A 13,224-nucleotide genomic window follows, 5' to 3' on the forward strand; every position below is an offset into this window, starting at 1 on the left:
GATTCGCGGGCGACCGGGAAGATTAGCCGTTCGCCGCGACGCCGGCAGCCGCTTCGGCGTGTGGCCTGCGCGCGCCGGCGCGGTTGGCGCTGCAGGCGCGGGCGTATTCGCCCAGGCACAGGCCGATGCGGTGCTGGACCAGCGCCGCCGGGGTAGTGGCGAGCTGGCCGGTGCGCACCGCGCGGTACTGCTCGGGCAGGAACTGGCTGAGCAGCACCAGCGGCGGCGCATGCCGTTCCAGGTTGGCGAACAAGGTGTCCACCGCCGCGCGCACCGTCGGCTCGCCCCAGTAGTAGCGGCAGCGGTCGCTGAAGGAATGGCGGCGCAGCAGGCGTTGCGCGGCGGCGTCGCCCGGATAGTAGGACTGCCAATATCCGGGTTGCGCCTGCATCGCCGCGTCCAGCACCTGCGGCAGTTGCGAGCACTGCGCCGCGGGGAGCAGTTCGGCTTCGATCGCGGCCAGCGCACACAGCGCCTCGCGATAGGCGAAGGTGGCGGCGGGGCCGACCTTGAGGATGGCGAAGTGGTCGCGCACCAGCGCGTGCAGCGCGTCCTCGCGCTGGTAGTCGGTGGAGTGCGCCTCGAACACGATGCGCGGCTGCTGCTCGAGGAAATCGGCCAGCGCGGCGGCCGCCGCCGGGTCGTAGTCGTGCACGCTACTGTGGTCGAAATCGACACCCGGCTGCACCACCAGCGCGATCACCCGCTGCCACGCGGCGCGCAGCGGCGGCGTGTCGAAGGCCTGCCGGTGGATGGCCAGGGTCTGCGCGGCCGCGGCCGGCGTGGTCACCTGCAGGCCGCCGGCCAGCGAGGCTTCGCCGCCGGGAATCGGCACCTCGGTGCCGATCACGTACACCGGCGGCGGCAGCCCATGTGCGGCGGCGGTGCGCTCGGCGATCTCGGCCAGTTCGGCCGACCGCGCGGCGACGACGGCATCGGGCAGCGGCACCGGGTCGTCGGCGCAGGCCATGCTGCAGTCCAGGTGGATCTTGTGGAACCCCGCGGCGACGTACTGCGCGATCAGCACGCGTGCGTGCGCCATCGCCTCGGCGGCCGGCCCCTTCTGCCAGGCGTTCGGGCCCAGATGATCGCCGCCCAGGATCAGCCGCGCGCGCGGGAAGCCTTCCGTCTCGGCCAGTGCGCCGACGTAGTCGCGGTACTGCGTCGGGGTCATGCCGGTGTAGCCGCCGAACTGGTCGACCTGGTTGGAGGTGGCCTCCACCAGCAGCAGCGTGTCGTGGGCCAGCGCGACCTGCATCGCCGCGCGCAGCACCTGTTCGTTGCTGCAGCAGACGCTGTACAGGCCGACGTTGGCGCCGGCGCGATGGGAGGCGAGCAGGGTCTGCAAGGGCGACATGGGAACTCCGACGGCTCAGGAAAACGCGGGATGGCAGGCCAGCAGCGCGGCACCGCGGGCGCCGCCGGCATCGCCGAAGTGCGGCGGCACGATCGGCGGCACCTGCACGCCGGCGAACAGGTGCGCGGCGATGGCGTCGGGCAGTTGCCGGTACAGCGGCGGGTATTGCGACAGCCCGCCGCCAAGCACGATCACGTGCGGGTCCAGCGCCAGCACCACCGCGGCCAGGCTGTGGCCGAGCAGGTCGCGGTGGATGTCCAGCGCCTGCTGCGCGCGCGCATCGCCGGCCTCGGCCAGGGCGATCACCGCACTGGCGTCGGCGGCGTCGCTGCCGAGATGGCGCGCGATCGCCGCCACGCCGCTGCCGGACACGTAGCGCTCCACGCAGCCCTGCAGGCCGCAGCCGCAGGCGAGCAACGGCAGGCGATGGCGCTGCAGCAGGTGCCCGGGCACGCTCCAGTGGCCCCATTCGCCGGCGATGCCGTTGCAGCCGGCGAGCAGGCGGCCCTGCACGCAGAAGCCGCCACCGGCGCCGGTGCCGAGGATGGCGCCGAACATGCTGGGGTAGCCGTCGGCGGCACCGCCATGCGCCTCGGACAGCGCGAAGCATTGCAGGTCGTTGCCGATGCGCAGCGGACGCGGCAGCCGCGCCTGCAGATCCTGCGCCACGCACTGGCCGGTCAGCGCCGGCACGTTCGCGCTCAACTGGCGGCCGCTGCGGCGGTCGCGCACGCCGGGCAGGGCGATGCCGAGCGCGCTGTCGTGACGGCCGAGCGCGGCATCGGCCGCGGCCACCAGCGCCACCACCGCCTGCAGGAAGCCGGCGTAATCGCCCTGCGGCGTGGCCACGCGGCGCCGCCACACCACCTGCAGCGCGGCATCGCAGGCCACCAGCTCGATCTTGGTGCCGCCGACGTCGAGGCCGTAGCAGATGGGCGCGCCGGTCTCAGCCATGGTGGATGGTGACGCCCTGGACCACGCGGTTGACGGTGCCGTCGGGGAACGGATTGTCCGGGGTCAGGCCGAGCGCGGCCGAGCGCTGCAGCGCGAACAGCTGCGCGAAGCCCAGCCACAGCGGCGCCAGCCACGGATCGTCCAGGCCGGCGACGGCAAGCGTGTGGTCGTCGCCTGCGCCGATGTCCGCATGCGGGCCGATCGCCAGCACCTGGCCGGCCACGCCATCGCGACGCAGTTCGTCGAGCAGGTCCTGTTCGTAGCGACGCGCCAGCGGCTGCACGCTGCGCAGCATCACCACCAGGGTGCTGCGGTCGAGCGTGGACTTGGGGCCGTGGCGGAAGCCCAGCGGCGTGTTGGCCAGCGCCAGCACGCGGCCGGCGGTGAGTTCCAGCACCTTCAGCGCGGCCTCGCGCGCCAGCGCTTCCAGCGGGCCGCTGCCGAGATAGATCACCCGTGCGAACGGGCGCTGCGCCAGCGCCGCCACCGCGCCATCCCATTGCGCCAGGCCGCGGTCGGCCAGTTCGGCCAGCCGCTGCAGGCGCGCGCTGCGCGTTTCCCACGGCGCACGGTCGAACACGCTCAGCGCCGCCAGCAGCATGCAGGTCAGGCTGCTGGTCATGGCGAAGGCGCGGTCGCAGCTGGCCGGCGGCATCAGCAGGGTGCAGGTGTCGGCGCGGCCGGCGCCGCGGCGCGCCAGTTCGCCGTCGGCGTTGCAGGTGATGTCGAGGAAGCGCGCGTCGTCCACGTCGCTGCGCACGCGCTCCACCGCGGCCACGCTTTCCGGGCTGGAGCCGCTGCGCCCGAACGACACCAGCAGGGTCGGCCGCGCGCGCTGCAGGTACAGCGCCGGATGGGTCAGCAGGCTGGTGGTGTGCACCGCCCGCACCTCGGCCGGCCACTGCGCATTGATCGCGTCGGCCACCATCTCGGCGATGAAGCCGGAACTGCCGGCGCCGGTGAACAGCACGCGCTGGTTCGGATCGGCGAGGCGGTCGCCGAGGAAGGCCTGCACGCGGTCGCCGGCCTGTGCCAGATCCTGCGCCAGGGTCTGCCACAGCGCCGGCTGCTGGGCGATCTCGCGGGCGGTATCGGCGCCGCCCAGGCGCTGCCAGGCGGATGCATCGGAAAGCGGAAGGAGGTCCATGCGGTGGTTCCTGTTGGGCCAGCGCACCATCCGGCTTTTCTTTCGAAATGTCAAACATCGAAAGAAAAAAGAAAGTATTTGCCTGTGTCGAATGTGTCTGCGGATCGCCCGAACTAAAACGAAAGGTACAAGTGGATGTCGCTATCGTAAGCCGGATCAGCCGATTTTGCCGAGATAAAGCAAAGTCATGTGAGGCAATATCTTTCGTTTTGCCAAAATAAATCTTGTTTTTTACTTTCAATTTATTGACATCTTTCAAATCCCTGGCCTAGAGTCGGCGCAACGCTTTCGAAACGCCCGGGGAAACGGGTTTGGGGGTCGTGTGGAGAACCGCGTTCGTCGCTCGTCGCTGTTGCCGGCGATCGCGCTGCCGGCCCTGCTGCTGGTGGCGGCCACCGTCGTCGCCGAGCCGGTCGGCAACCTGCGCACGGTCGCCGCCAGCACCAGCCGCGACGGCGTGCAAGGCTGGGACCTACAGACCGACCGCGGCGTGCGCCTGCGCATCGAACTGCCGGCGGCCGACATCGTCCGCGTGCAGGCCGGGCGCCACGGCACGCTGACCGGCGCCGGCGACAAGGCCACGCCGATCGTGCTGCCGCAGCCCAAGGCCGCGGTGCAGGCGCAGCTGGAAGACGATGCGCAGGAGCTGCGCGTGCGTACCAACGCGCTGGTGCTGCACGTGCAGCGGCAACCGCTGCGGTTGCGCCTGGAGCGGCTGGAACAGGGCCGCGCCGTCGCGCTGTGGCAGGAACTGCAGCCGCTGGATCTGGATGCCGCGCAGAGCGTGCAGGTGCTGTCCTCGCAGGCCGACGAAGCCTATTACGGCGGCGGCCAGCAGAACGGGCACTACCAGTTCAAGGGCCGCGAACTGGAGGTGTCGTATTCCGGCGGCTGGGAGGAGGGCGATCGCCCGAGCCCGGCGCCGATGCTGCTCAGCAGTCGTGGCTGGGGCATGCTGCGCAACACTTGGAGCGACGGCAGTTACGACCTGCGCCAGCCCGACCAGGCCACGCTGCTGCATCGCGAAGACCGCTTCGACGCCTACTACTTCGTCGGCGCCGACCTGCCGGCCCTGATCGAGCGCTACACCCGGCTGACCGGCCGCCCGAGCATGCTGGCGCGCTGGTCGCTGTCCTACGGCGATGCCGATTGCTACAACGACGGCGACAACGCCAAGAAGCCGGGCACGGTGCCCGACGGCTGGCACGACGGCCCCACCGGCACCACCCCGGACGTGGTCGACAGCGTGGCCCGGCAGTACCGCGAGCACGACATGCCCGGCGGCTGGATCCTACCCAACGATGGCTACGGCTGCGGCTACACTCAGCTGCCGGAGACCGTGCAGGGCCTGGCCCGCTACGGCTTCCGCACCGGCCTGTGGACCGAGAACGGCGTGGACAAGATCGCCTGGGAAGTCGGCAAGGCCGGCAGCCGCGTGCAGAAGCTGGACGTGGCCTGGACCGGCAAGGGCTACCAGTTCGCGATGGACGCCAACCACCAGGCCTACGACGGCATCCTCGACAACTCCGATGCGCGCCCGTTCCTGTGGACGGTGATGGGCTGGGCCGGCATCCAGCGCTACGCGGTGGCCTGGACCGGCGACCAGAGCAGCAGCTGGGACTACATCCGCTGGCACGTGCCGACCCTGATCGGCTCCGGCCTGTCCGGCATGGCCTACGCCGCCGGCGACGTCGATGCGATCTTCGGCGGCAGCGCCGAGACCTTCACCCGCGACCTGCAGTGGAAGGCGTTCACCCCGGTGCTGATGGGCATGAGCGGCTGGTCGTCGAACGCGCGCAAGCATCCGTGGTGGTACGACGAGCCGTACCGCAGCATCAACCGCGATTACCTGAAGCTGAAAATGCGCCTGACCCCGTACATGTACGGCCTGGTGCACGATGCCGCGCAGACCGGCGCGCCGCCGGTGCGCGGGCTGATGTGGGAAGACCCGCGCGATCCGCACGCGCAGGACGAGACCTACAAGACCCAGTTCCTGCTCGGCCGCGACCTGCTGGTGGCGCCGGTGTACCGCAGCCAGGCGGCCAGCCGCGGCTGGCGGCGCGACATCCATCTGCCGGCCGGCGGCTGGATCGACTATTGGGACGGCCGCCGCGTGCAGGCCGGCGCCGACGGCCGCCAGCTCGATCGCCAGGTCGATCTGGCCACGCTGCCGCTGTTCGTGCGCGCCGGCGCGATCCTGCCGATGTACCCGGCGATGCTGTTCGACGGCGAGAAGCCGCTGGACGAGGTCACCTTCGACCTGTATCCGCAGGGGGCCTCGCAGTACACGCTGTACGAGGACGACGGCAACACCCGCCGCTACCAGCAGGGCGAGTCCAGCACGCAGGCCGTGCGCGTGCAGGCGCCGGCGCAGGGCAGTGGCCCGGTGCAGGTGTGGATCGATCCGGTGCAAGGCCGTTACGACGGACAGCTGCCGCAGCGCCGCTATGCCTTGCGCGTGCTCGCGCGGCAGGCGCCGCGGTCGGTGCAGGTCGGCGAGCGCGCGCTGCCGGCGGTCGCCGACGCCGCGGCCTTCGCCCAGGCCAGCGAAGGCTGGTACTTCGACGCCAGGGAGCGCCGTGGCACCGTGCACGTGCGCACCGCCGTGCAGGACATCCGCCAGCCGCTGCAGCTGCGGCTGGACTTTCCGGTCGCCGCCGCCGCGGCCGACGACGCCTATCCGCCCGCGCCGGAGCTGGGCCGCGCGCTGCCCGCCGACAGCCTGCTGGTGGTGAACCGCCCGGCCGAGGAACCCGGGCACCCGCTGGAGAACGCCTTCGACGACGACCCGGGCACCTGGTTCCGCAGCGTGCGCAACCAGGCCGTGCGCACCGGCGCGCACGAATGGGTGATCGGCTTCGGCGAGCGCAAGATGATCGACGGCATCGAGCTGGCGCCGCGCAACGACAAGAACTGGAAGCACGGCCAGGTGCGCGACTACGAGGTCTACCTGGGCGACAGCAACGGCGAGTGGGGCGAGCCGGTGGCGCGCGGCCACCTGCGCCTGCAGGAAGGCGTGCAGCGCATCGACTTCCCGGCGCATGCCGGCCGCCTGCTGCGCTTCCGCGTGCTGAGCGTGCAGAACCCCGAGGGCGACGGCGCCGACAGCAACGACCCGATGGTCGTCGCCGCGCAGCGCCGCCCGCGCGCCTTCGACGCGCTGCAGCCGCGCGACGTCGGCCCGATCGCGCTGTCCACCTTCCACATCCTCGAGCACCCGGCGCCGGAACGGCCGGCGCAGCAGCGTTACCTGTCCGAACTGGCGTTGCCTGCCGCGCTGGATGGCCGCGCGCAGGCCGACCGCGCCTTCCGCGGCGATGCCGGCATGCGCATGAACGGCCTGCAGTTCCGCCGCGGCCTGGGCGTAGGCGCCGACAGCCGCCTCGACCTGCGCCTGCACGGCGACTGGCGCCTGCTGCGCGCCGACCTGGGCATCGACGACGCCTGCCGCAGCGCTGGCGGCCTGCAGTTCCAGGTCTGGGGCGATGGCCGCCTGCTCTACGACAGCGGCCTGGTCAGCGCGCCCGGCGTGGTCAAGCCGGAGCTGGACATCCGCGGCCTGTCCACGCTGAGCCTGCGCACGCTCGGCGCGCAGGGGCCGCAGCCTGCCCAGGTCTGCGCCAATTGGGCCAACGCCGTCCTGATCGGCCAGGAGGGCGACACCGCCAGCTTCGTCGCCCCATGACCGCCCCGTAACACCGCTCCTCCCCCGCCTTTCCCGACTGCGGCCGCCTGGCCGTGGCCCGGGAGCGCTTTGCCCGCCGATTCCGCGTTCGCGCCGCACCCTGCCAGGAGAGAACCCCGATGTTGCCCGCCCGTCACCGCCATCCCCGCTGTCGCCCGCTCGCTCCGTTGACCCTGGCCATCGCCGGTGTCCTGCTCGCCGCCCTGCAGCCCGCCGCCGCGCAGGACAGTCAGGCCGCCACCGACCTGGCCCGGGTCGAAGTCACCGGCTCCAACATCCGCCGCACCGACGTGGAGACCGCCTCGCCGGTGCAGGTGATCAGCAAGCAGGACATCCAGGCGATGGGCGCGCGCACCCTGCTGCAGGTGCTCGACAACCTGCCCGCGGCACGCCCGGCGCAACAGGACGCGCGCTCGCTGTTCACCGGTTCCGATGGCGCCTCGCAGGCCAATCTGCGCGGCCTCGGCGCGCAGGGCACGCTGGTGCTGTTGAACGGCCGCCGCCTGTCGTACTACGGCGCGCCGGCCGGCTTCCAGACCCAGTTCGTCAACATCGATGCGATCCCGGCCGCGGCGATCGAGCGCATGGAAGTGCTCACCGACGGCGCCTCGGCGGTGTACGGCACCGACGCGGTGGCCGGCGTCATCAACGTGATCACCAAGCGCAACTTCCAGGGCGCGGAGATCAATTTCAGCAACGACACGTCCAGCCGCATCGATTCCTACGGCGAACACCAGGCCAGCATCACCGCCGGCTTCGGCGACCTCACCGAGAACCGCTTCAACGTCTACGGCGCGGTCAACGTGTACCGGCGCGATGCGATCCCGCTGCGCGATTTCTACGACAAGCGCCCGGCGCAGTACTACGTCAACAATCCCAACTACCTGACCAACCTGCGCCTGGGCGTGGGCAGCAAGCCGGGCCAGTTCAATCCGGGCAGCTACTTCGCCTTCGACCCGGCCACCGGGCGCCGCGTGCAGGAAGCCGCACCGGGCTGCCAGAACGTGCTGACCAGCGAGGCCGCCGGTCCGCGTTGCGTGTGGGAGACCTGGTTGAACAACGAGATCGACGCCGGCGCCAAGTCCGAACGCAACACCGCCTACCTCAACGGTACCTTCCTGGTCGGCGCCAGCACCGAACTGTTCGCCGAGGCCACCTACACCGACATCGACCTGCGCGCCAACGGCGGCACCCCGCGCGCGTTCAACACCACCACCGGCAACCCCACCAGCTGGTTCTCGCGCAACACCGGCAACACCGTCAACCAGTTCCTGTATCCGTTCCTCGGGCCCAACAACGAGTACAACCATGCCAGCCCACAGTTGAAGGCGATGATGGGCGGGGTGGTCGGCCTGCAGTACCTGCTGCAGGACGCCGGCCCCGACTACTTCGGCCAGCGCAACACCGACAAGAGCTACCGCGTGCTCGGCGGCGCGCGCGGCAGCCTCGGCGACTGGAACTGGGAAACCGCCTTCGCCACCGCCGGCACCCACTCGGTCACCTACCAGACCGTCAACGTCAACGTGAAAGGCTTCGAGAAGGCGTTCGGCCCGTTCACCATCGACCCGGGCACCGGCCGGGTGATCATCTCCGACCACCCGGCGTACAGGTTCGGCGAGATCAGCGCCGCCAACGCCGCGCTGATCCGCGAGGCATTCCCCACCTTCGACATCGAATCGTGGACGCGCCTGCACACCCTCGACGGCAAGATCGAAGGCCCGCTCTTCCAGCTGCCGGCCGGCGAGATGCGCGCCGCATTCGGCTTCAACGCCAGCCGCGAGACCTTCTACACCCCCGGCAACCCGGACGCGGCCAACGGCCTGATCACCCAACAGGGCGGCTCCTGGTTCGATGGCAAGCGCAACACCTATGCGCTGTTCGCCGAGACCGTCGCGCCGATCACCGACAAGCTGGAACTCGACGCCGCGTTGCGCGCCGACAAGTATCCGAACTTCAGCACCAACCTGGCGCCCAAGGTCGGTTTCAAATACCAGGCCTTCGAGCAACTGCTGCTGCGCGGCACCTATTCCACCGGCTTCCGCGCGCCGAGCCTGGCCGAGTCCGGCAGCGGCGGCGTCTATGCGCAGCTGGGCGGCTACCGCGACGAGGTGCGCTGCGGCGAGACCAATGCCATCGCAAACCTGCTGCTGCAGTCGCGCCGCAGCGGCGACGTGGACCTGGGCAAGAGCCTGCTCAACGCCGACTGCAGCCGCACCGTGGCGCGCATGACCCAGCCGAACCCGGACCTGAAGCCGGAGAAGGCCAAGATCGCCACGCTCGGCTTCGTCTACGAGCCGGCCAACTGGCTGTCGGTCTCGGCCGACTACTGGTTCATCTACCGCGACAACGAGATCGTCGCCCCGGACTACCGCCGCGCCGGCGACATCACCGCCATGACCCGCTCGCCGATCACCGACAGCGACCGCGCCAACCTCGCGCAGCTGGCGGCGATGTGCGCCGATCCGGCCAGCGGCGTGGCCTGTCCGGGCACGCTGCCGGGCTACAGCGTGGGCAATGTCGCCAGTGTGGTCGGGCAGTACCGCAACCGCGGCAAGACCCTGGTCGACGGCTTCGACATCGACGCGCGCAGCCGCTTCTCGCTCGGCCAGTGGGGTGGGCTGAACATCGGCCTGGCCGCCACCATCGCCAACCGCAACCGCTTCTACATGGACCAGGACAGCGGCTGGTACTACGGCGACGTGGTCGGCTACTACAACAACCCGCGCCTGCGCGCCACGCTCAACGCCGACTGGACCTACCGGCAGGTCACCACCAGCATGTTCGTCAACTACGTCGGCGGCACCAAGTGGGCCACCGACCGGATCGACGCCGAGGACAACAACTCGCAGACCTGCACCGCCGGCTACCTCAAGCTGCAGCCGAGCAAGTGCGATGGCGCGCCGTCGTGGTGGACCGCCAACCTCAGCGTCATCTGGCGCCCGGACGACGCCTGGAACCTGAGCTTCACCGTCAAGAACCTGTTCGACCGCCTGCCGTTCTACGATCCGAACAGCTTCCTGGGCGATTCCAGCGACTACGCCACCATCTTCGGCCGCGGCTACAGCGTGACCATCGGCTACCGCTTCAAGTGATCGCACCCGCAGCAGCCTGCGTGCCGGCCGGTGCCGACGCGCATCCAAGAGGAGACCGCACCACATGAAACGACGCGACTTCATCGCCGCCGGTGCCGCCATCGCCGCCAGCAGCCTGCTGCCGCAGACACCGGCCTGGGCGCGCAAGCGCACCCTGCGCCTGGCCATGATCGGCACCGGCATGCGCGGCCAGGTGCTGCTGACCGAACTGCTGCGCCGCGACGACGTGGAACTGGTCGCCCTGTGCGACATCGAGCCGATCATGCTCGGCCGCGCCATGGACAGGGTCGCCAAGGCCGGCAAGCCCGCGCCCGCCGCCTACGGCCAGGACCGCGACGCCAGCGCCTGGAAGCGCGTGCTGGCGCACAAAGGCCTGGATGGCGTGATCGTGGCCACGCCCTGGGAGTGGCATGCGCCGATGGCGATCGCGGCGATGCAGGCCGGCGTGCCGGTCGGCTGCGAGGTGGTGGCCGGCATCACCCTGCAGGACCACTGGGACGTGCTCAACGCCCAGCTCGCCACCGGCACCCCGTACATGCTGCTGGAGAACGTCTGCTACCGCCGCGACGTGATGGCCGCGCTGCAGATGGTGCGGCAGGGCCTGTTCGGCGAACTGGTGCACCTGCAAGCCGGTTACCAGCACGATCTGCGCGGGGTGAAGTTCAACTCCGGCGACCCGGACCAGCCCTACGACAGCGGCGTGGAATTCGGTGCCAAGGGCTGGAGCGAAGCGCGCTGGCGTACCGCGCATTCGGTGCAGCGCAACGGCGAGCTGTACCCCAGCCACGGCATCGGCCCGTGCGCGATGTACGCCGGCATCAACCGCGGCAACCGCTTCACCCACCTCAACGCCTTCGCCAGCAAGGCCCGCGGCCTGCACGACTACACCGTGGCCAAGAGCGGCGGCAACACCCATCCCAGCACCAAGGTGGCGTTCAAGCTGGGCGATGTCGTCACCACCACCCTGGCCTGCGCCAACGGCGAGACCATCCTGCTGCAGCACGACACCTCGCTGCCGCGTCCCTACTCGATGGGCTTCCGCGTGCAGGGCACCAAGGGCCTGTGGATGGACCTCAACCAGTCGATCCATCTCGAAGGCCGCAGCCCGCCGCACCAATGGGAAGCCTTCAAGTCCTATCAGGACCAATACGAGCACCCGCTGTGGACGCGCTACGTCGCCACCGCGGCCGGTGCCGGCCACGGCGGCATGGACTGGTTCGTCATCCACGCCTTTGTCGAAGCACTGAAGGCGAGGGCACCGATGCCGATCGACATCTACGACGCCGTGACCTGGAGCGCGATCACCCCGCTCTCCGAACAGTCGATCGCCAGCGGCTTCCAGACCGTCGCATTCCCGGATTTCACCGCGGGCGCGTGGCGCCAGCGCACGCCGATCTTTGCGTTCGACGGCACGTATTGAGCGCGGTCGCCACGGTGCTCCACGCCTTGCATCCGTGCCGGGTGGCGGCCGGCGTGTTCCGCTCCACGGACACTTGCGTGTCAAACACCAGCGGCTATAGTGCCGCGCGTGGTGCGCTCCGGCGCGCTTTTTTCCTCGTGTCCAGCGGTGCGGTCGAGCCGATTCGCCTTGGGTGGATGGCCGGCCTGGGCTGGGCGTCGATCATCCTTTAGCCGTCAGTGAGCGCAATGAACGCACCCCTCCTGGAACTCGTCGAGCTTCTTTCTTCCGGCAGCACCGAACCCGACGAACGCAGCGAGATCGTTCGGGACATCGAAGCCTTCCTGCCGGAACTGGAATGGACCGATTGCGAGGAACAGGCGTATGCAATCGCGATCACCTCGACGCTGGAGCGTTACTCCGCCAACGGAGACAAGATGGTCGATGTCCACGACGAGCTCCGCCAGATGATGGGCGACGGATTCCCTGCCTATCCCGAGAACGTGAAGACGCAGCCGGAGTACTTCACCTGGCTGGACCGCCACCTTGCCGAGTGGACGGACGAAGGCGACGGCTACGACGTGGTGGACATCGACGATATGACCACCGAAGACCAGCACCTGTTCGTGGTCTACCGCCGCGACGTGCCGCGCATTCTCGAGATTGCGGCGTCGTTGGGCGTGCCTGCCAAGCGTCCGCTGGACTACTGGCGCGGGCTCGGGTACGTCTGAGGTCTGGCACCTTGTCAGGGGGATGCCGCAAAGCGGAGAGTCGAGCTTCCGGCTCGGGATGCGGATTCAAAGCTGGAAGGGAGAGGTTTTAACCCAAGCGCCCGTGAGGGTGCGACCGGGCCGCACGGCGCGCATCATCACAAGCTAGCAGTTTCCACTCGCGCACCCGTGAGGGTGCGACATGTTGACAAGGTCGTTGGTGGGTTCGATCCGAGCGTTTCAATCCACGCACCCGTGAGGGTGCGACGCCCGAGAGGGCGCGAAGTGGCCCATCTACAGCAAGTTTCAATCCACGCACCCGTGAGGGTGCGACAAGGTCCGCGTGATCAGCACGCACGACGGCGACCAGTTTCAATCCACGCACCCGTGAGGGTGCGACTGTCGCGCTGACGCTCGCGCTCCAGCTTGGCTGGGTTTCAATCCACGCACCCGTGAGGGTGCGACTGGCGCGAGCGCGCACTGCCGAACTGGAGCTCGGCGTTTCAATCCACGCACCCGTGAGGGTGCGACCATCTGAGCGAGGCCGCCATGCCCAGCAAGGCCCAGTTTCAATCCACGCACCCGTGAGGGTGCGACGCTGCAGGGCGATCAGATCCTGGCTCAGCGGCGAGTTTCAATCCACGCACCCGTGAGGGTGCGACCAAATAGTCCCCCATGATTTGATATTCGCCCCAGGTTTCAACCCACGCACCCGTGAGGGTGCGACCACGACTCATGATGCGTGGCACGTTTTCGAACACGTTTCAATCCACGCACCCGTGAGGGTGCGACGACTGGCGCGCCCACTTCCGCGACGCGGTCCGGCGGTTTCAATCCAACCGTGAGGGTGCGACACGGCGCCGGCCGGTCTGCTCACCGA

General features: G+C 69.5%; 7 protein-coding genes and 1 CRISPR repeat array. Of the genes, 4 read left to right on the forward strand and 3 right to left on the reverse strand.

Going from position 1 to position 13,224, the window contains the following annotated elements; genetic code table 11:
- Window positions 1–22: 22 nt before the first annotated feature.
- Genes AC1PMG_RS03130 through AC1PMG_RS03140 form a run of 3 tightly spaced genes read right to left on the reverse strand, consistent with a single transcriptional unit; the run spans window position 23 to window position 3,458 of the window.
- Window positions 23–1,357 carry a D-tagatose-bisphosphate aldolase, class II, non-catalytic subunit gene (locus tag AC1PMG_RS03130; RefSeq protein ID WP_481110627.1) on the reverse strand — a complete coding sequence of 445 codons (1,335 nt, stop codon included), beginning with the start codon at window positions 1,355–1,357 and terminating at the stop codon, window positions 23–25.
- A 15-nt stretch (window positions 1,358–1,372) separates the two neighbouring features.
- Window positions 1,373–2,311: an ROK family protein gene (locus AC1PMG_RS03135; protein WP_481110628.1), complete on the reverse strand. Its 939-nt coding sequence runs from the start codon at window positions 2,309–2,311 to the stop codon at window positions 1,373–1,375.
- Window positions 2,304–3,458 (reverse strand): SIS domain-containing protein, encoded by a 1,155-nt coding sequence (locus tag AC1PMG_RS03140; RefSeq protein ID WP_481110629.1) that lies wholly within the window; start codon window positions 3,456–3,458, stop codon window positions 2,304–2,306. Before AC1PMG_RS03140 ends, AC1PMG_RS03135 begins: the two co-directional genes overlap by 8 nt.
- A gap of 322 nt (window positions 3,459–3,780) precedes the next feature.
- Here AC1PMG_RS03140 and AC1PMG_RS03145 point away from each other — a divergent pair, with 322 nt between their 5' ends.
- The 4 genes from AC1PMG_RS03145 (at window position 3,781) to AC1PMG_RS03160 (ending at window position 12,365) form a co-directional block, all read left to right on the forward strand.
- Window positions 3,781–7,143: a TIM-barrel domain-containing protein gene (locus AC1PMG_RS03145; RefSeq protein ID WP_481110630.1), complete on the forward strand. Its 3,363-nt coding sequence runs from the start codon at window positions 3,781–3,783 to the stop codon at window positions 7,141–7,143.
- Between the two features lie 119 nt (window positions 7,144–7,262).
- Complete coding sequence (locus AC1PMG_RS03150; RefSeq protein ID WP_481110631.1) at window positions 7,263–10,235, forward strand: TonB-dependent receptor domain-containing protein; 2,973 nt, start codon at window positions 7,263–7,265, stop codon at window positions 10,233–10,235.
- Between the two features lie 64 nt (window positions 10,236–10,299).
- Complete coding sequence (locus AC1PMG_RS03155; RefSeq protein WP_481110632.1) at window positions 10,300–11,655, forward strand: Gfo/Idh/MocA family protein; 1,356 nt, start codon at window positions 10,300–10,302, stop codon at window positions 11,653–11,655.
- 227 nt (window positions 11,656–11,882) lie between these two features.
- Window positions 11,883–12,365, forward strand: a complete 483-nt coding sequence (locus AC1PMG_RS03160; RefSeq protein WP_481110633.1) for a hypothetical protein — start codon at window positions 11,883–11,885, stop codon at window positions 12,363–12,365.
- Between the two features lie 85 nt (window positions 12,366–12,450).
- A CRISPR array of direct repeats spans window positions 12,451–13,137; the repeat unit is 31 nt; unit sequence GTTTCAATCCACGCACCCGTGAGGGTGCGAC.
- The last annotated feature ends 87 nt before the right edge of the window (window positions 13,138–13,224 follow it).

The sequence above is a fragment of the Xanthomonas sp. NCPPB 2250 genome (assembly GCF_056725265.1).